The organism is Paraburkholderia dipogonis (genome assembly GCF_042680985.1).
Taxonomy (GTDB): Bacteria; Pseudomonadota; Gammaproteobacteria; order Burkholderiales; family Burkholderiaceae; genus Paraburkholderia; species Paraburkholderia phytofirmans.
Genome location: NZ_JBHUFR010000013.1, coordinates 381,211 through 399,872 on the forward strand (window position 1 = coordinate 381,211; position 18,662 = coordinate 399,872).

19 protein-coding genes are annotated in these 18,662 nt (G+C 62.3%); 10 read left to right on the top strand and 9 right to left on the bottom strand.

Going from position 1 to position 18,662, the window contains the following annotated elements; genetic code table 11:
- Positions 1-60: 60 nt before the first annotated feature.
- The 5 genes from ACFSNN_RS19305 to ACFSNN_RS19325 form a co-directional block, all read right to left on the bottom strand.
- Positions 61-822: a gluconate 2-dehydrogenase subunit 3 family protein gene (locus ACFSNN_RS19305; protein WP_134463031.1), complete on the bottom strand. Its 762-nt coding sequence runs from the start codon at positions 820-822 to the stop codon at positions 61-63.
- A 103-nt stretch (positions 823-925) separates the two neighbouring features.
- Complete coding sequence (locus tag ACFSNN_RS19310; RefSeq protein ID WP_134463033.1) at positions 926-1,471, bottom strand: GlcG/HbpS family heme-binding protein; 546 nt, start codon at positions 1,469-1,471, stop codon at positions 926-928.
- A 100-nt stretch (positions 1,472-1,571) separates the two neighbouring features.
- The gene (locus ACFSNN_RS19315) at positions 1,572-2,309 is read right to left on the bottom strand and encodes an MmgE/PrpD family protein (RefSeq protein ID WP_134463035.1); all 738 of its coding nucleotides are present in this window, start codon (positions 2,307-2,309) and stop codon (positions 1,572-1,574) included.
- Entirely contained in the window at positions 2,302-3,657 is a 1,356-nt protein-coding gene (locus tag ACFSNN_RS19320) for an MmgE/PrpD family protein (RefSeq protein WP_134463037.1), read from the bottom strand. Before ACFSNN_RS19320 ends, ACFSNN_RS19315 begins: the two co-directional genes overlap by 8 nt.
- Entirely contained in the window at positions 3,654-5,069 is a 1,416-nt protein-coding gene (locus tag ACFSNN_RS19325) for an MFS transporter (protein WP_134463039.1), read from the bottom strand. Before ACFSNN_RS19325 ends, ACFSNN_RS19320 begins: the two co-directional genes overlap by 4 nt.
- Positions 5,070-5,341: 272 nt before the next feature.
- Between ACFSNN_RS19325 and ACFSNN_RS19330 the strand changes: the two genes are divergently transcribed.
- Entirely contained in the window at positions 5,342-6,034 is a 693-nt protein-coding gene (locus tag ACFSNN_RS19330; protein WP_134463041.1) for a GntR family transcriptional regulator, read from the top strand.
- A 149-nt stretch (positions 6,035-6,183) separates the two neighbouring features.
- Here ACFSNN_RS19330 and ACFSNN_RS19335 read toward each other — a convergent pair whose 3' ends face one another.
- On the bottom strand, positions 6,184-6,531 hold the full coding sequence (locus tag ACFSNN_RS19335) for a DUF4148 domain-containing protein (RefSeq protein ID WP_134463043.1): 348 nt from the start codon (positions 6,529-6,531) through the stop codon (positions 6,184-6,186).
- Between the two features lie 343 nt (positions 6,532-6,874).
- Here ACFSNN_RS19335 and ACFSNN_RS19340 point away from each other — a divergent pair, with 343 nt between their 5' ends.
- Positions 6,875-7,861 (top strand): zinc-dependent alcohol dehydrogenase family protein, encoded by a 987-nt coding sequence (locus ACFSNN_RS19340; RefSeq protein WP_134463045.1) that lies wholly within the window; start codon positions 6,875-6,877, stop codon positions 7,859-7,861.
- Positions 7,862-7,913: 52 nt separating this feature from the next.
- On the opposite strand, the gene ACFSNN_RS19345 is transcribed toward ACFSNN_RS19340, so the two are convergent.
- Positions 7,914-8,786 carry a LysR family transcriptional regulator gene (locus ACFSNN_RS19345; protein WP_134463047.1) on the bottom strand — a complete coding sequence of 291 codons (873 nt, stop codon included), beginning with the start codon at positions 8,784-8,786 and terminating at the stop codon, positions 7,914-7,916.
- Positions 8,787-9,077: 291 nt separating this feature from the next.
- On the opposite strand from ACFSNN_RS19345, the gene ACFSNN_RS19350 reads away from it, so the two are divergent.
- Together ACFSNN_RS19350 and ACFSNN_RS19355 are read left to right on the top strand one after the other, a co-directional pair.
- Positions 9,078-9,215: a hypothetical protein gene (locus ACFSNN_RS19350; RefSeq protein ID WP_166799355.1), complete on the top strand. Its 138-nt coding sequence runs from the start codon at positions 9,078-9,080 to the stop codon at positions 9,213-9,215.
- A gap of 115 nt (positions 9,216-9,330) precedes the next feature.
- Entirely contained in the window at positions 9,331-9,687 is a 357-nt protein-coding gene (locus ACFSNN_RS19355; RefSeq protein WP_244322942.1) for a host attachment protein, read from the top strand.
- A gap of 79 nt (positions 9,688-9,766) precedes the next feature.
- On the opposite strand, the gene ACFSNN_RS19360 is transcribed toward ACFSNN_RS19355, so the two are convergent.
- A complete protein-coding gene (locus ACFSNN_RS19360) occupies positions 9,767-10,084 on the bottom strand; it encodes a DUF6566 family protein (RefSeq protein ID WP_134463049.1) in 318 nt (105 codons plus the stop codon).
- Positions 10,085-10,412: 328 nt separating this feature from the next.
- On the opposite strand from ACFSNN_RS19360, the gene ACFSNN_RS19365 reads away from it, so the two are divergent.
- From ACFSNN_RS19365 to cydB, 6 genes are all read left to right on the top strand, one after another.
- Positions 10,413-10,589 (top strand): hypothetical protein, encoded by a 177-nt coding sequence (locus tag ACFSNN_RS19365; RefSeq protein ID WP_244322943.1) that lies wholly within the window; start codon positions 10,413-10,415, stop codon positions 10,587-10,589.
- Between the two features lie 38 nt (positions 10,590-10,627).
- Positions 10,628-10,825 carry a hypothetical protein gene (locus ACFSNN_RS19370; protein WP_106313048.1) on the top strand — a complete coding sequence of 66 codons (198 nt, stop codon included), beginning with the start codon at positions 10,628-10,630 and terminating at the stop codon, positions 10,823-10,825.
- 48 nt (positions 10,826-10,873) lie between these two features.
- The gene (locus tag ACFSNN_RS19375) at positions 10,874-11,254 is read left to right on the top strand and encodes a TraR/DksA family transcriptional regulator (RefSeq protein ID WP_134463053.1); all 381 of its coding nucleotides are present in this window, start codon (positions 10,874-10,876) and stop codon (positions 11,252-11,254) included.
- 389 nt (positions 11,255-11,643) lie between these two features.
- Positions 11,644-14,436 (top strand): ATP-dependent Clp protease ATP-binding subunit, encoded by a 2,793-nt coding sequence (locus ACFSNN_RS19380; RefSeq protein ID WP_134463055.1) that lies wholly within the window; start codon positions 11,644-11,646, stop codon positions 14,434-14,436.
- Positions 14,437-14,649: 213 nt separating this feature from the next.
- Positions 14,650-16,038: a cytochrome ubiquinol oxidase subunit I gene (locus ACFSNN_RS19385; protein WP_134463057.1), complete on the top strand. Its 1,389-nt coding sequence runs from the start codon at positions 14,650-14,652 to the stop codon at positions 16,036-16,038.
- A 4-nt stretch (positions 16,039-16,042) separates the two neighbouring features.
- Positions 16,043-17,050, top strand: a complete 1,008-nt coding sequence (gene cydB / locus ACFSNN_RS19390) for a cytochrome d ubiquinol oxidase subunit II (RefSeq protein WP_134463059.1) — start codon at positions 16,043-16,045, stop codon at positions 17,048-17,050.
- Between the two features lie 41 nt (positions 17,051-17,091).
- On the opposite strand, the gene ACFSNN_RS19395 is transcribed toward cydB, so the two are convergent.
- Entirely contained in the window at positions 17,092-18,519 is a 1,428-nt protein-coding gene (locus tag ACFSNN_RS19395; RefSeq protein WP_134463061.1) for an aminotransferase-like domain-containing protein, read from the bottom strand.
- Between the last annotated feature and the right edge of the window lie 143 nt (positions 18,520-18,662).

Genomic DNA, 18,662 nt, shown 5'->3' on the forward strand with positions numbered 1-18,662 from the left:
TGTCTCCTCCTGGCGTGTGTTTTATGTGGTGCTGCTGCGAGCGTTGCTGGATGAAAACGGCTAGACCTTGCCTTCGATCGTCACGGGTCCGAGCGGATAAACTTTGCCGGGTTGCGCGACCCAGTCGAGATAGTCGGCGCGAGCACCGGGAAATCCGATCATCGTCCAGCTTGCGGCGTGCTTGTTGCCGCCGTGAATCGGATCGGAGAAATAGCCTTCTTTGGTGTTCTGCCACAGCAGCGCGATGAAATGCCTGGCTGAGGTTTGCTCGAATTTGACCTTGCCGCTATCCATGCCGTGCAGCAACGTGTCCTGTTGCGCGGTCGTCAATTGCACGAAAGGCTTGCCGCCGAAGTGCGCCTTGCAATAGGCGTCGAGCGCGGCAATGCCGGTGCGGTACAGGTCTCGCGGAGACATCGGGCTTTGATAGCCGGCGAGTGGCGTGGCGTCCGGATGAAACGGACCATGCATGTACCACGCCGCCGCATGGCCGAACGCGCCTTCCATCTGCCGGTCGATGAATGTCGCGACGTCGAGTTCGAGTGCGCCCGGCCCTTCCGCATCGGCGGGAATCAGGCGGTCGATTGCGGCTTGCAGGACGCTCCATTCATCGGGCTTGAAGAACTTCGGCTGGTACGGTGCCGCGTTTGCGTTTGAACTGTCCGTGGTCGACGCCGATGCTGACGCCGTCAAGCTGCCGGGCCGGTCGCACGCGGCGAGGCCGCCCGCGACCGGCAACACCGCGACGCTTTTGATCAGGAATCGGCGCCGCGACGAGGCGATTGGCGGCGTCGCCGACGCGGCAGCGGGTTTGTCGTCCATGATGAACATCTCCGTGCTTAGAAAGGCATCCTGATCGATGTGATCTGGCCTGCGGGCAGGATTGCCGACCAAAGTAAGCGCCGCACAAACGGCGATCCGCGTTTTACTTCAACGCGTCCGCGCCCGCTTTGCAGATATCCGCGTCCTGGTCGCCGCTGCCGCCGCTGCATCCGATCGCGCCGACGATCTTGCCGCCGATCACGAGCGGATAGCCGCCGGGCGATGCGACCACCGAAGGATCGAGCGTCGCCGCATAGGTATGACCGGCTTCGAAAGCGTTATAGAACGTGCGCGTATCGCGTCGAAAGCGCGCGGCGGTCGCGGCTTTGCGCAGCGCGATTTTCGGCGACGAGTTCTGCGTGTTGTCCATCTTCGCGAACGCGACGAGTTCTCCGCTGGGATCGGTGACGGCGATTGCCTCGGGCCAGCCGTGCCGAGCGGCTTCAGCCTCGGCGGCTTCGAGCGCCTGGTTGGCGCTTTGCAGGCTGAGCGGCATGCCGTAGGGAATATCGAATGGCGAGTGCGCCGGCAGGCCGCCCGCCGACGGTTGCGACGCGGGCGTCTGCGCGATGGCGTTCGTGCCGCTCAATGCCGCGCACAGCGAGAACAGCGCGGGTAACGAGGCTTGGATGATGCGCTTGCTGGACATATTGGACTCCCGTGGTGTGGCCGATAAGAAGCGTCGAACATTGGCGGTCGATGACAGCTTTGCCCGATGCGTCGAACACATCGGGCAAAGCGAGTCACGTTCAGTCGAGCGAAGTCCAGCGCGTACCCAGCGCTTCGGTGATCGCGGCGGCGTCGAAGCGATACGCCATTAGCGCCGCGAAGCCGCGCCGTCCGTCGATCGACGCAGCCGCGCTCGTGAAGCCGTGCTTCGCGATCATCGCGGCTTCGAGCGCGTCCGCTGCGGCCTTGCCGATCTCGATCGCTTCCATTGCGTGGTCCGCGTTGCGCGCGAGGCCCGCTGCCTGAGTTGCGGCGACGCCGAGCGCATGACGTGTACGCGTTTCATCGAGACGCAGCAGGCGCGAGACTGCCAGCACCGCGCCGAGTACGCCCACCGACGACGCCACATTCCAGCGCGCGCGGAATTCGGCGCTGTCGACCGCGCTGAGAATGCGCGCGGCGGCTTCGATACCGATCGCGGCGGCGGCAATCTCATCGCTTTCTGATGAGCCCAGCGTGTCGCCGGCTGCAATCACGGCGGCGAGCACCGGCATGGCCGGCGACGCGGCGGCCTGCGTCGCGAGCGACGTGCCGAGAATCCATGCGCGGGTGCGCGAATCGGTCGTCGCGCTGCCTTGCGATTGCAGCAGTGCACTGATCTGCTCGGTGGAGCGCGTCGCCGGGTCGGTGATGAGGCGCGCGTGGGTGAGCGCGTCGCGGGCGGCGTCGCGCGCGGCGTCGGCCGAAGCAGGCAGTGCGGCGATCGCGAAGCCGGCGAGCGCGTCGGACACGACGGAATGTTGAGCGGCGTTATGCATGATTCAGTTCCCCAGACGGTGCGCACAGTGCAAAGAGCGCGTCGAGATTGGCGGCCGTGTCGAGTGCCGCCACGGCGGCAGCGAGTTGAGCGGCGACGCCGTCACCCAACTGCGAGTCCACCAGCAGACGGACTTTGTGCATCAGTTCCTCGTCGGTCAGCGGACGCGCGAGGCTGCCGCGCGCATGTTCGACGTGATGTTCGATAACCGAGCCGTCCTTCAGCGTGGCCGCGATAAAAACTTCGTCGCGATTGACCGAGGCGTCGGGCGCGAGCTTCGTCAGCGCGCGCACCGCCGTGACGTCGTCCTGCACCACGCGCGCGTCCTCGTATTGCGCGAGACCGACCTGGCCGTCGCACAGCGCGGCGGCCACGCCGTGAATCGCGCTAAAGCGCGCCTGCAGGCCGTCCTTCGGCTGCGGATTGCCCATCAGTTCGGGCACGAGCGGATGGCAGCGCAGCGTGATGGATTCGATGGACTGCACGTCGTCGATTTGCGGCGCGAGCGCGAGGCCCGCGTCGATTGCCGGATGCGCGACGATGCCGCACGGATACGGCTTGTACGTGTTGAACAGCAGTTCCCAGCGCTCGCCGAACGCGCCGTTCATCAGTTCGAAGTCGACCTTGGTCGACAGCGAATGCGAGTAGCCGCCGGGCGCTTCGAAAATATCGTCCGCGGCGCGCTGGCCTTGCTGCGCGAGACGCGCGGCCGCAATGCCGTTAGCGGCCGCCTTGCCGGGGTGATAGGGCTTGGTCATCGTGCCGAACGCTTCGCGCTGGCCGACGAACATCGAGGCGGCGATCGACACCGCTTGCGCCAATCCCGCTTCGTCGAGACCGAGCAGCAGCGCGGCCGTGACCGCACAGCCGATCACACCGCACGTGCCGGTGATGTGCCAGCCGCGGTCGTAATGTTCCGGCGAGATCGAGACGCCGACCCGCAACTGCGCTTCGCAGCCGAGCGTGAAGGCGCTCAGCGCGGCCGCGCCGGTGGGCCGCGTGTCGGGCGCGAGAGCGGTCAGCACAGCGAGCACCGAAGCGGCGGGGTGAATGACGGTCGCGAGATGGGTGTCGTCGAAATCGTCGAGATGGCCGGCAAAGCCGGTGGCAAGCGCTGAAAAATGCAGATCGACTTTTTCGCTGCGGCCCGGCACCGGCGCGACCCGCGCGACGCCAAGTTCGGCGGCCGCGGCGAGAATCGCGTCGACCCCGGGATGCCGCGATGCGCCGATCGACGTGCCGATCACATTGATCAAGGAACGCCTGGCTTCCTCTGCGACCGGAACCGGCAGCGGACGCTGCGCCAGTGCAAAAAGGCCGTGCGCGAATGCGGCGGCGATGGAACTCATTGAGACAACTCCTCCAGACGAATGCCGTTGGTCTTCGGCCCTAGCAGCCCGACCATCACGACGATCACAAACATGGCTGACGAAATCAGCACGAACACGGCGGGCACACCGGAATGCTTCAGCAATGCCGCCACCCAGAAACCGACGAAGATCGAGCTCAGACGGCTCCAGCTAAAAACAAAACCGACGGCGCGGGCGCGAATCCGGGTCGGATACAGCTCGGCCTGATAGGTGTGAAAGATGCCGATCAGCCAGTTGTTGGCGATCGTCACGGCGCTGCCGAACAGCAGGATCAGGACAGGCTCGCGCACCATGCCGAACAGCACGCCGGCCACCGCGACGACGATCGCGCAGCCGACCAGTTGCCATTTGCGCTGAACACGTTCCGCGCACGCCATCGCGCCGAGCGCGCCAAGCGGCGTCGCGAATGCGATAACCATCGTGTAGAGCAGCGAATGCGTGATCGTGATGCCTTTCGTGTAGAGCAGCACCGGCACCCACGCGCCGAAGCCGTACACGCCGAAGGTCTGGAAGAAGTTGAAGAACGACAGCATCACCGTGCGGCTGAAGTAGCGGCCCTTCCACATCTCCGACCATGAACCGCTTTGCTCGCCGGCCGGCGGTTCCGGCGTGTGTTGCGCGGGTGCCTGCAACGGGCGGCCGGTTTCGGCGACCACGCGGGCCTCGATCGCATCGACGATGGCGCGCGCCTCGTCGATGCGGCCCTTGCTTTCGAGCCAGCGCGGCGATTCCGGCAGGCCGCGCCGCATGAACCAGATCAGCACGGCGCCCGCCGAGCCGATGATCATCACCCAGCGCCAGCCTTCGAGACCGAGGATCGTGTGCGGCACGAGCAGAAAGGACAGCACCGCGACGGTCGGCACGGACGTCAGGATCACGAGGATGCTGAACGCGCTGTAGCGGCCGCGTGTGTGATGCGGCGTCAGCTCGGAGATGTAAGTGTCGACAGTGATGAGCTGCACGCCGATCCCGAGGCCCGCGACGAAGCGCCAGAGATCCATGGATTCCGGCGAATGCTGGAACGCGGCGGCAAAGGTCGCAACCGAATAGATCAGCATCGCGCAGGTGAATACGGCGCGGCGTCCAAAGCGGTCGGTGAAGCCGCCGAGCGCCACCGTGCCGACGAACATCCCGGCGAAAAACGAGCCGAGAAAGCTGGCGAAGCCGTTGACGTCGAAGAGGCCCGCCGTGGTGGCGCGGTACAGACCACTGCCGATGAGTCCCAGCGAGATATAGGCCGCCATGAACATTTCATAAAACTCGAACCAGCCGCCGATCGCGATGCGCGCGACGAGGCCGCTGAAATACCGCGTCGGCGGCAGGCGGTCGAGCCGCGCCGAAACGCTGGCTTCGACGGCGGTTGCGCCGGCGATCTCCTTTTCCATATACATGCTTGCGTCTCCTGTGTCGGGCGAGTTGGCGCTTCGGCGCTGACTCCGGCCCCCATGCAGCTAGTTGCGACTGGACTTGGTGTCCTATATTGTTAGTGTCGACACTTTGCCAAGTGTATGGCGAATCGGCGATTGATTTCAAGAAATATTCGACAAAGTGTGCACACTTAGGGAAATCGAGCAGGAAGCCGCACCGGCTTGGCCAATTGCCGGTTTGCTAGAATCCGTCCACGCAGTCGGGCGGCACGCCAAGGGATATCGAGGAAAACGGGATGGACGAAACTGTCGACACACGCGACGAAGAGGAGCAGGGCGACGCATCGCCGGTCGGAGAGATCGTCGACTGGGTGGCGCGCGGCATCATCGAAGGACGCCTGCAACCGGGCGACGACCTGAATTCGGTCGATCTCGCGAAACGCTTCAACGTCAGCCGCACGCCGGTGCGCGAAGCGCTGTTCGTGCTGAACCGCGAACGGCTGGTGGACTGGTCGCCGCGGCGGCGCCCGCGCGTGTCGTCGATGACGCTCACGGAAGTGCGCGAGATCTATCAACTGCGTGTGCTGTTATATGGGCAGGTGTCGTTGGCGATCGTCGAACAGGCCACCGCTGAAGACATCGCATCGTTGTGGCGCGCGCACAAGCGTCTCGCCGATGCAGCCGCGCACGCCGACGTCGACGGCTATTTCTGGGCCAACGTCGCGTTTCGCGATGAAGAACTAAGAGTGAGCCGTAACGGCATCTTCAAGGAAGTGCTCGATTCGATGCGGATGCGCACCAACCGGCTGCGGCACCTCAGCACCTCGTTGCCCGGACGCATGCAGCGTTCGTGCGCCGATCATCAACGGCTGTGCGAGGCATATGCCGAGCGCGACGGCACGCTCGCGGCGGCGCTGAACCGCTCGATCGTGTTGACTGCGTTGCAGGCAATCGAGCAGGTGTGGGAGACGGAATTCGTCAAGGGTTGACGCGCTTCATGGGCGCGGGTGTGAGGCAAGCTGAGGTTCGGTCGGTTGTTATCAAGGCGAACCTGGCTTTGCCGCGGTCAAGAGATGTTCAGAATGAAACGCGGTCCCGCGCATCTGGCAACAAGCACGGGACCTGCACGGCATGCCACTTATTTGCCGAAGTACGGGGTGCAGAAGCTGACCGGACCGACACAGGTCGATTGCATCGCCGTATGCGTCGGGCCACCCGACGACGTGCTGTTCGCCGGCACACCGCCGTAGCCCTGCGTGGTTTGCTGGGGCGTTGATTGTGCCGCGACTTTCGCTTCGGCGGCCTGGATGTCGGCCGGATAGCTGGCGTCGTCGGAACGCGCCGGGTTATAGCCGGCCCGCTCCACCTGCACCAGATTGCTGCGGACCTCGGCGCGTGTCACCGGCCCGTTGGATTGCGCGAAGCTGAGAACCGGAGCGGACAAGGCGGCAGCGGCGAGGGTGAGGCAAACAATAGCTTTCTTCATGATTCAGACTCCGAAATAAATACGATGGTTGATTGAGGGAAATTCACTGAATAGCAGCAGCTCATTCGACGCTACTGGTATTGCATGGGTCTTCCTTCTCTGAGCGTCTGGAAGTCATATTGCGCTTGCGCACCTGACGCGATCCCCACCAGTTCATTACGAAATTGACATGTTGGGCGTGCCCCCGCTTCAGGGTCTGGGCGCTTAGTGTCGGCAAAAGGCGTCTTGTCATGCATTAATGCATGGAAGGTGTGCGTATTTGTGAGTTTTCAGGCCGGTTCGCATGGGTCACTATTCGCTTCATCTGCTTTCCATTCACCGGCATTTGCCAGGAGCGTTGACCATGACAATGCAAGCCCTCGTTCTCTCCCAGTACAACGGACCGCTGGAACTCACCACCGTGGCGCGCCCCGAACCGTTGCCCGGCCAGGTGCTGGTGCGTATCGCGGCGGCCGGTCTCAACCCGCTCGACACGAAAATCCGCGCAGGCGCCGCCGCTCATGCACAACATCCGCTGCCGCTGGTGCTCGGCATCGACATGGCCGGCGTGGTCGAGGCGGCGGGGGCGGGCGTGACCCGCTTCAAAGCGGGCGACGAGGTCTACGGCATGACAGGCGGTGTAGGCGGCATTCAGGGTTCGCTCGCGCAATATGCCGCCGTCGACGCGGATCTGCTCGCACTGAAGCCCGCCAATCTGTCGATGCGCGAAGCCGCCTCTCTGCCGCTCGTGTTCATCACAGCCTACATGGGGATCGTGGATCGCGCGAAGCTCCAGGCCGGGCAGACCGTGCTCGTGCAAGGCGGCGCGGGCGGCGTGGGCCATGTTTCGGTACAACTCGCGCGGGCGCTCGGAGCGCGGGTGTTCGCGACGGCGAGCGCGCGCGACCACGACGAACTCACGCGCCTCGGCGCAACCCCGATCGATTACGCCGCGCAGAACGTCGAGCAATACGTTGCCCAGCATACTGGCGGGTTGGGATTCGACGTGGTGGCCGACACGGTGGGCGGCGCGACGCTCGATGCATCGTTCGCGGCAGTCAAGCATTTCGGCCATGTGGTCAGCGCGCTTGGCTGGGGTACGCATGGACTCGCGCCGCTGTCGTTTCGCGAGGCCACGTATTCGGGCGTGTTCACCCTGCATGCGCTGCTGAGCGGCAAGAACCGGGCGCATCACGGCGAGATGCTCCGCGAGGCGACGCGCCTCGCCGAAGCGGGTCAACTGACGCCGCGGCTCGATCCGCGCCGCTTCGATCTTCGCTCGGCGGAACAAGGGTACGACGCGATCACCGAGCGCAGCGCGCGGGGCAAGATCGTCGTCGATATAGCGTGATGCTTGCTGCGCGGGTGTGCATCCGCGAGTGAGTTGAGCGGCGGCCCGATGCCTATCCGGCGTTGGCGAGTCTGTCGACGACAACGTCGATCAGCGCCCGCAAGCGCCCCAGCCGCCGAAGGTCGCGATGGTAGCCGAGCCACACTTCACGACCCGGCGGCGTTTCGCCGAGGTCGATGCGCCGCAGGCCCGGCGTGTTGTCGCCGAGCGCGCACGGCAGGACCGCGAAACCGCCGCCCTCGGCGCACATGCGCGCCTGGACGCCGCGATTGTTGCTGGCGTACGCGACTCGCGCATTCGGCAGCATGCGGCGAATCCACGTCACGTCGGGCAAGGCTTCGAAGGCGCTATCCATCGTAATCAGCGATTGCCCCGCGCCATCGCCGGCTTGCGGCGCGACCAGATCGGCGTGCCCGTACAGCGCGTAATTCATATCCATGATCTTTCGCTGGATCACGTCGGGTTCGTCGAACGGCGTGATGCGAAACACAAGATCCGCTTCCCGGCGCGAGAGGCTGTAGCGTCGCGAATCGGTGATCAACTCGATCGACAGTTGCGGATGCCGCGAGAGAAACGTGGCGAATACCGGCGTCAGCACATGAATGCCGAACCAGTCGGACGACGACACGCGCAGCGACCCGGTCAACTGCTGCGTGGTCCCGGCAAGCGAACGTGTGAACGCAAGCGCTTCTTCCTCCATTCGCTCCGCGAAACTCAATACCGCCTGGCCTTCGTCGGTCAGGACGAAGCCCTCGGCGGTGCGCTGGAACAGCGCCTGGCCGACCGCGTTTTCGAGCGCGCGCAGCCGGCGGCCCATGGTGGGCTGGGTCTGTCCCAATTGGCGCGCGGCTGCGCCGAGTGTGCCGCAACGGGCAATCGCGAGAAACACGCGGACATCGCCCCATTCCATTGTCATTTCGTTCATAGCAGGATGCGCTCGTGCGGCAGGCGCGCTTATCGTACCGAACTTCGAGGTTGGGCGTTTGGGTAATGCCGATGACCGTATCAGCTTCGGAATGGTCTTTGCTTGAAGGGGAAGAATATCGGCAAGTGTGCAGCGACCGGCGAGTTTCGCTCACATACGCGTGAAAACTTCTGCCTTAACGGCCACGTCGTTATCGGGCTACGCTGAACGTGCCGAGTCAGTTAGCAAGCCGGGCGTTCTCTGTGTAGTCATAGCTCAATCATTCTGCCCGCAACGTTGAACGGAGATGACATGATCCAGAAGATCGATATCGGCGCGGTCAAAGGCTTTTTTCCCGCTGCGGAGTTGCACGGCTTCACGGATCCCGGCTATTCCTCGAATACTCGTACCGAAGCCAAGCGAGCGGTGAACTTCACGCCGATGCCATGAATCGGTGAATTGATCTTGGGCGTAGCCGGTTCGAACTGCTATCTTGAGTGAGTGTCGTCGGCACTGTCGGCGAGCGAGCGCCACATACGCGCTAAAAATTCCTGCTCAGAGGTGCATGATGGTCGAAGTTACCTGGCTTGTCGTGGCTGACGGAGGTCGCGCGCGTGTTTTCCGGATGCCCGGGCTTACGCTCGACTTGCAGGAAGTCGAAGTTCTCGTCAACGACGAATACACCGGTACGGTCCTGACCGAGAAAGACCGCGAGAAATTTGCAAAGCGGGTTGCCACCTATATGGACGAAGGGCGGCTCCATCAACTCTACAATCGGCTGCGGCTCGCCATGGAGTCGAAATTCCTCGGCATGGTGCGTTCGAATCTGAGCGAAGAAGCGCGTCGAATGATATTCGAGCAGATCAGCGAAGATCTGTTGTCGCTCAGTACACAGGAAATCGAGGCGCGTCTGCGGAAGTAGAGAGCGTCTGCGGAAAAATTTCACTGCGCCTGCAAGCGTTTTGCAGGCGCCGGCTTGGCAGTGTTCAGGTTGGCAGCGTTCAGGCACTGATGTCTGGGCCGTGCGATTTTTCTTCCGCATCGCGGAACCAGTCCTCTGCGCGAGACCGGGCGCTGACCCAGGAGTGTGGTTGCGGCGTCTCGAACTCACGATCGATGAAACGGCGGCCCCATTCGACCGCATCTCTGATCGCTTCTTCTTCGGTCAGCCATTCGGGTTGAACAGTCATCGGTCGAATATCGACGACTTTACCCGCGCTATTTTTCAGGCTCACGCTCGCGACCCAGGCGCCGAACTTATTGGTTTCAGGGCGCACGACCATCTCGAATTCGCCGTAGAAAATAGTGGATGCTGGCATCGTTTTCTCCTTTAGCCTGGGTGTCGCTACTAAGCGCCATCATGCCGCAATCTCAGCATTCCGATACAAAGAAAATTGCTCCCGGATGGCGCACGCCGACCGTATTTCGCCGATAGTTAGCATTGGACAAACCTGCGTTCACCGGGTCGTGACTTGCTCATAGAATGCCACGTGGCGCGTGGCGCGCGAAGACGCGTACTCGTATGAAGAAAACGTGGACTCAACTGGTCTTCCGTAAGGAGGCTTTATGGCACAAGAGGCTCAAGAATTCCCGTATCGACGATTCCTGTTTTCCGCAACGATCTCGCCTCTGCAAGGGAGCCGGGGTATGGTCACGGTCGATGTCACGACCTCGGACGCTGAGCGCATCGCCGATCTCGGCACGCAGCGTTTCCTTCACGTCGAACGATGGGTGGAAAGAAACGATCCTGCGTTCCTTCAGGTCGTGGTCGACGAATGCAAGGTTGCTGTCGATCATTACGCGGACAACGTCGACGATAGTTGAAGCGTCTTTGAGACCTTAACTTGCATAAGGAGGTGAAAATGCAGGAATTCGATTTCTACATTAACCTGAAGAAGCCGACACTCGGCCTCTATGTGCGCAACGGCGCCGGCCTGCCCGACCTCGCCGACAAGAGCGACTGGCAATTCGAGGGGCATGTCTGGCAAAGCGAACTGACACCCGAACTTCTGAAAGGACTCGAAGCCAACGGCCACGTATTTCAGGAACTGGGTGCATGACGCCCCGCTCTACGGCGAGTAGAGCGAATCAAGCTGAGGGAGAAGACCATGCCGGAGCAACAGAGTGATCTGAGTGACGAGTTCATCGCGCAGCAGCGCAAGCGTCTGGAAGCGCTGCGCCGGGAACTGCTGGGCGGCGAGGAAGATACGATCGCGGACGAGAGAACGGCTCAGGAGGAACATGGCGACGAGGCCGAGGAATACGAGGACGAGGCGCAGGGAATGGCACAGAACGAGATCAATCAGTCGCTGCATGACGTGAACGACCAGCGCGTCGCGGATATCCAGCGTGCGCTGCGCAAGATCGACGAAGGCACCTACGGTCTCTCCGATGAAAGCGGCCAGCCGATTCCCAAAGAGCGGCTCGAGGTCATGCCCGAGGCTATCCTGACCGTTGCGGAGCAGAGCCGCCGGGAGACCGGCAAGTAGGGACATTCACGTGCGGCCAGGCGCGCAATCTCGTAGCTGATAGCGTTGGGCATGGCTGCCAATCCTTATCATCGGAAAAACCAATGTTCCCTTACTAACGATCCACTCATAGAATTCAAGGGCGGTTTTTTTAGATTCGTTATGCCAATCATGTGGCGATCAGGCGCGCAGCGCGAACACGCAAACGCGTGCCGGTTGCCGGAAGTCGCTCGCGCGTCTCGATCTGTTCGGGAGACGCCGGCATTTGAACGCTGATCAGCAAAGCATCGGTCCTGGCGTATCCCTGATCGAAAGGCCGGCGACAGGTTTCGAGCATTTGCCCCTCACGTGAACGCGTTCCATAGCCTGTAACAACGTCGGATGCCTTAACTGATAAAGGTGAATTTACGATGCCCGCCCTTTGCGAAATCTGTAACGCCCGTCCCGCTGTCGCCCGTGTGACCGTTGTGCAGAACGGCGAGCGGAAAACTTTATCGATCTGCGACTACGACTATCGGCAATTAATGCGGCACCAAAGCATGGCAAACCCGTTCGACTCGCTGCTCGGAGGAGGCGGTCTGTCCCGCTTCTTCGGCGGTCTTGGCGGCGCGGGCGCGGGCGCCAGCACGGAAGATGACGACGAAGAAGAATTGGCCGCGGAGCTGCCGCGCGAATCGGTCGACGCCACCGACGCCTTCAGCGAGCAGACGCTCGAATTGTTGCAGCGCGCGGCGGAGAAAGCGCACGAGCTTCAACGCACCGAACTCGACACCGAGCACCTGCTTTATGTGCTGGCGGACACTGACGTGTGTGCGGCGCTGCTCAAGGAACTCAAGCTGTCGCCGCAAGACATCAAAGGCTATATCGATCAGCATGCCCAGAAGGGCACTGCGAATCCCGATGCGCCGATGGACAAGATGACCATCTCGCCGCGCATGAAAAAAGTGATCCAGAGCGCGTTCCAGGCGTCGCGCGATCTGGGTCATTCCTACATCGGGCCTGAGCATCTGCTCATTGGGCTCGCGGCGGTGCCGGACAGTATTGCGGGTACCTTGCTGAAGAAGTACGGCGTGACACCGGAAGCGCTGCGGCAGAAAGTGGTGAAGGTCGTCGGCAAAGGCGCCGAGGACGGCCGCGTCGACACGCCGACCGGCACGCCCACACTCGACAAGTTCGGCCGTGACCTCACGGCTCTGGCGCGGCAGGGCAAGCTCGACCCGGTGCTGGGCCGCGCTCAGGAAATCGAAAGCACGATTGAAGTACTCGCGCGGCGCAGGAAGAACAATCCGGTTTTGATCGGCGAACCGGGGGTCGGCAAGACCGCGATCGTCGAAGGCCTGGCGCAGCGTATCGTCAACGACGATGTTCCCGAAAACCTGCGCGGCAAGCGGCTCGTCGAGGTCAATATCAATTCGATGGTGGCGGGTGCGAAGTATCGCGGCGAGTTCGAAGAACGCGCAAAAACGCTGATCGACGAAGTGACAGCAAAGAAAGACGAACTGGTTCTGTTCATCGACGAGTTGCACATGATCGTGGGCGCCGGCCAGGGCGGCGGCGAGGGCGGCCTCGACATCGCGAACGTGCTCAAACCGGCGCTGGCGCGCGGCGAACTCAGTCTGATCGGCGCGACGACTCTAAACGAATACCAGAAGTACATCGAAAAAGACGCCGCGCTCGAACGGCGCTTTCAGCCGGTGCTGGTGCCCGAGCCGACCGTCGAGCAGACCATCGTCATCTTGCGCGGTCTGCGCGACAAGCTCGAAGCGCATCATCAGGTGACCTTTGCGGACGATGCGTTCGTCGCCGCAGCGGAGATGTCGGACCGTTACATCACGTCGCGCTTTCTGCCCGACAAAGCCATCGACCTGATCGACCAGGCCGCCGCGCGCGTGCGCATCGGCGCCACCTCGCGTCCGGCCGACATCCAGGAACTCGAAGCCGAAATCGCCCAGCTCAAGCGCGAGCAGGATTATGCGTCCTCGCGCAAGCGCTACGACGAGGCGAAGAAGTTCGAAGAGCGTATCGGCGAAAAGCAGACGAAACTCGACGAGCAGATGGAGGCATGGCAGCGCAAGACCGGTTCGGAAACGCTTGAAGTGACGGTGGCGGCCATCGCCGAAGTGGTGTCGCGCCAAACCGGCATTCCGGTAACCGACCTGACACAGGAGGAGCGTCAGAAGCTGCTGGACATGGAGAACAAACTGCGCGAGCGCGTGGTCGGCCAGGACGACGCGGTGCTTGCCGTGAGCGACGCCGTGCGCCTGTCGCGTGCCGGACTCGGCCAGGCGAACCGGCCTATCGCGACCTTCCTGTTCCTCGGACCGACCGGCGTCGGCAAGACCGAGCTCGCGAAGGCGTTGGCGGAAACCGTGTTCGGCGATGAGCAGGCGGTGATCCGTATCGACATGTCCGAATATATGGAGCGTCACGCGGTGGCGCGGTTGATCGGCGCGCCGCCGGGCTATGTCGGTTATGACGAGGGCGGCCAGTTGACCGAGCGCGTCCGGCGGCGCCCGTACAGCGTGATCCTGCTCGACGAGATCGAGAAGGCCCACGCGGACGTGAGCAACGTGCTGCTCCAGGTATTCGACGACGGCCGGCTGACCGACGGCAAGGGCCGCGTGGTGGACTTCAGCAACACGATCATCATCGCGACCAGCAATCTCGGCGCACACATCATCATGGATAACCTCGAGAAGCCCGAGGCGGACCAGTTGCCGGAGAAGAAGCTCCGCGAAGAACTGATGGATGTGCTGAAGGGCCACTTCCGCCCGGAATTCCTGAACCGTATCGACGAGGTGATCGTCTTCCACGGGCTCTCTCGCGAGAATATCCGCTCGATCGTGCAGATCCAGCTCGAACGGGTCACGCGCACCGCCGCGGCCCAGGACATCACGCTCAAGATGGACGAGTCGATTGTCGACCATCTTGCCGACGCCGGCTACCGGCCCGAGTTCGGTGCCCGCGAACTGAAGCGGCAGATTCGTCAGGAACTGGAAACGCGGCTTGCCAAGGAGATTCTCGGCGGCAACCTGAAATCGGGCGACAGTGTCGAGGTCAGCTACGACAAGGACAGCGGCGAAGTGAAGTTCGCTCGCGGCGAGGCGCCGCCGCCCAAGGCGAAGCGCATTAATAGCCGGACCAGGAAGAAGTCGTCCGACGAAGTCGGCAGCACCGAGTCCACGGAGGGCGCCGGATCCTGACGGCGTGGTGTGGGCGACGGGCGAGGACACGCAGCGAGCGTGTCGGCGGTGTGGCGCGTATTATCCGGAAGCGGACCTGGCGATGCCTCTCGAACTCTTCTAGAAAGAAAGAGGCGGGCGGCGCACGGTTCGCCGGCTGAGTGATGTCGCTCAGCTTTGCGAGGCGTTCATCTTTGCGCACGTGCCGGTACAACCTGGAGCCGCCGATCAATCATGGAAATCTTCGATGCCTTCCACCTCGCCAGGCTGCAGTTTGCGTTCACGGTTTCATTTCACATTATTTTCCCCGCGATCAGTATCGGAATGGCCAGTTTCCTCGCCGTGCTGGAGTGGCGTTGGCTGCTGACCGGCGACGTGATCTACAAGGACATGTTTCTGTTCTGGTCGAAGATCTTTGCGGTCGGCTTCGGCATGGGCGTGGTGTCGGGCGTAGTGATGGCCTACGAGTTCGGCACCAACTGGAGCGGCTTTTCGACCGTTGCCGGTAACATTACAGGGCCGCTGCTGACTTATGAAGTGTTGACGGCGTTCTTTCTCGAGGCCGGCTTTCTCGGCGTCATGCTGTTCGGCTGGCAGCGTGTGGGTCCGCGCGCGCACTTCTTCGCCACGCTGATGGTGGCGGCAGGCACGTTGATGTCCACCTTCTGGATTCTCGCGTCGAATAGCTTCATGCAGACGCCGCAGGGATTCGCCATGGAGAACGGCCGGATCGTGCCGGTCGACTGGCTGAAAGTGATTTTCAACCCGTCGTTTCCGTACCGGCTCGCGCATATGACGATCGCCGCGTTCATCGTCGCGGGCTTTATCGTCGCCGCGTGCGGGGCTTGGCATCTGCTGCGTGGCCGGCGCGACGGACCAATCAAGCGCAGTTTTTCGATGGCGCTGTGGATTCTGCTTTTGCTGACGCCGATCCAGATTTTCGTCGGCGATGCGCACGGCCTGAACACCCGCCAATATCAGCCCGCCAAGATCGCGGCGATAGAGGGACTGTGGGAAACCGAGAAAGGCGGCACTGCGCTCAATCTGGTCGGTCTGCCCGACATGAACGCCGAAGTGACACGCTACACGCTGCAAATTCCGCATTTGGGCAGTCTCATTCTGACCCATAGCTGGGACGGAGAAATTCGCGGGCTCAAGACGTTTCCCGCCAGGGACCGTCCGTATTCGCCAATCATCTTCTGGACCTTCCGGATCATGGCGGGCCTCGGTATGTTGATGCTGCTGACCGCGTTGCTCGGGCTGCTGCTCAGATTGAAAGGCCGTCTCTACGAGACGCGCTGGTATCAGGTTTTCGTGCTGTGCATGGGCCCGTCGGGAATCGTCGCGCTGTTGGCAGGGTGGGTCACGACGGAGGTCGGCCGCCAGCCCTGGACGGTCTACGGCGTTCTGCGCACAGAAGACTCGCTCTCGCCGATCAGCGCCCAGCAAGCGGGTGTTTCATTGCTGATCTTTGTGCTGGTGTACTTCCTGGTATTCGGTATGGGGGTCTACTACATGCTCAAGATGATGAAGCGCGGACCCGACGAGCATGTCGACGCCCGCCAGTCCGTCCAGCATCCGGTGTTGCGCAATCGTCCGCTGGACGCACTGGAACGGGAGTGACGCCATGCAAATCGATCTTCCGGTAGTGTGGGCTGCGATCATCGGGCTCGGCGTTTTCATCTATGTGATGCTGGACGGCTTCGATCTCGGCATCGGCCTGCTATTTCCGTTTTTCGAAGAGAAAGGCGATCGGCAAGTGATGCTCAACACCATCGCCCCCGTGTGGGACGGCAACGAGACGTTCCTCGTGCTCGGCGGCGCGGGCCTATACGGCGCGTTTCCGGTGGTCTATTCGACGCTGCTGCCGGCGAACTATCTGCCGCTGATCCTGATGGTCGTGGGGCTGATCTTCCGCGGCGCGGCCTTTGAATTGCGCGCGAAGGCCACGCGGACCCAGCATGCGTGGGATCTCGCCTTCATTGCCGGGTCGGCTCTCGCGGGGCTTTGCCAGGGCATCGTGCTGGGATCGCTGCTGCAAGGCATCAAGATCGTCGACGACCGTTTTGCCGGCGGCCCGTTCGACTGGCTATCGCCGTTCAGCCTGTTCTGCGGGATCGGCGTGCTCTTCACCTATGCGACGCTCGGCTGCGGCTGGCTGATCCTGAAAACGGAAGGCGAACTGCAGCGCAAGATGCGCGAGGTGATGCGGCCGTTGCTCGCCGTGCTGCTGGGGATAATTTTCGTGGTGAGTCTCTGGACCGTGATCGGCTTGCCGGCGGTCGAGCATCGCTGGTTCGGCAGCGGCTATCTCGGATGGTTCATGCCGGTGCCGATTCTTGTTCTGGCCTGTGTGTGGGGCATTTTTCGTTCGCTTCGCCTGCGGCATGAAGCCATGCCGTTCCTGCTCACGCTTGCGCTGTGCTTTCTCGGATACAGCGGCTTGCTGATCAGCATCTGGCCGAACATCGTGCCGCCTTCGCTGACGATCTGGGAAGCCTCGTCGAGTCATTCGAGCCAACTGTTCACGCTGGTCGGCACGGTGATCGTGCTGCCGATCATCCTCGTCTACAACGCCATGCAGTACCGCGTGTTCCGCGGCAAGGTGCGGGAGGGGGACGCCGGTTACCACTGAGCGTGGCTATGTTCCGCGCGAAGCGGCTAGCCAGAAGATCGCTAGCGGGCGCACAGGGCGGCGAGCTTGCCCACGGTAATCACGGCCTGTTCGATATCGCTCGACCAGGGGCTGCTGTAATTCAGGCGGATAAAGTTCCGAAAGGTCGTCTCCGAGATCGAAAACATGTAACCCGGTCCGATGGTGATGCCCTGCTCGAGTGCGAGCTTATAGAGCCGCATCGCGTCGACCTTGGACGGCAGCTCGATCCACAGCACGTAGCCCCCCGCGGGGTTGGACATGCGCGTGCCTTCGGGAAAGAAGCGCGAGACGATCGCCTTCATCAGGTTGGCCTGCTGCGCGTAGGTCTTCCGAACCCGTCGCAGATGATGCTCGTAACCATCGCGTTCGAGGAATTCCGCGATCGCCAGTTGCGGAATCGTCGGCGTGGTCAGCGTGTTCAGAAACTTGAGTTTCTCGACCTGATCGCGATAGCGGCCCGGCATCGCCCAGCCGATGCGGTAGGCTGCCGTCAGCGTCTTCGAGAACGACGCGCAGTGAAGCACCAGTCCCTTCGTGTCGTAGGACTTCAACGTGCTCGGATAGGTGCTGTCGAAGTGCAGCTCGTTGTAGACACCGTTCTCGATGACCGGTATGTCCCGTTTCGTCAGGTAGTCGACCAGCTCGCGCTTGCGCTCGTCGGGCATCAGAAAACCGAGCGGATTCTGGAAGTTCGGCATGATCATGCAGGCGGTGACCGTCTGCGATTCCACGATCGCGGCAAGCGCTTCGATGTCGATGCCGTGTTCAGGATGCGTGGACACCTCGATCGCCTTCATGCCCATCCGTTCGATCGCGTGCAGCATCGCGTAGAACGTGGGCGATTCGACGGCGATCGTATCGCCTGGCTTCGCGACGGCCTGCAGGCACAGATTGATCGCCTCGGTCGCGCCGACCGTGATGATGATCTCATTCGGATCGACCGCCATGCCGTTCTCGAGGTAGCGGCGCGCAATCTGGCGCACCAGTCTCGCCGTGCCCGGCGGCAGCGCGTCGGTCACGCCCCAGCGTGTCTTGCCTCGTCCCGCGTCGTAAGCGTAGCGGTTGAGCTTCTCGAAAGGAAACAGGCTCGCATCAGGGTAGGGCGAGCCGAGCGGCACCGCGTCGTCGACACCGATCGAGCGCAGCGTGGAAAGCACTAGCCGGCTGACGTCGACCGGTGACGAAATCGGAATCGGTTTAGACGGCCGCAATTCGAGTGACTTCCGCGCGCCTTCGTCGCCGCGGAAATTGACGAAATAGCCGGACTGCGGCCTGCTCGTGAGCAAGCCCCGGCTTTCGAGCAACACGTAGGCGCGGATGACCGTGGTGACGCTGATCCGATGCTGCTGGCTGGTTTGCCGCACCGATGGCAGGCGTTCGCCGTGGCCGTACACGCCTTGCCAGATCAGCTTTTCGATGTCGTCTGCAAGCTTCTCATAGAGATTCATCGGACGATTTTCCTGGCGTTTTTCAGCGACGGTTTATACCGGCTGCTTCGCTGCGGCGCACGCGCTTTTGAAGACGTGCCGCCGTCCGGTGCGCAGATCGTAGCAGAACTGTACTGATGCAAGCCGGGCCGATTTGTGCACTC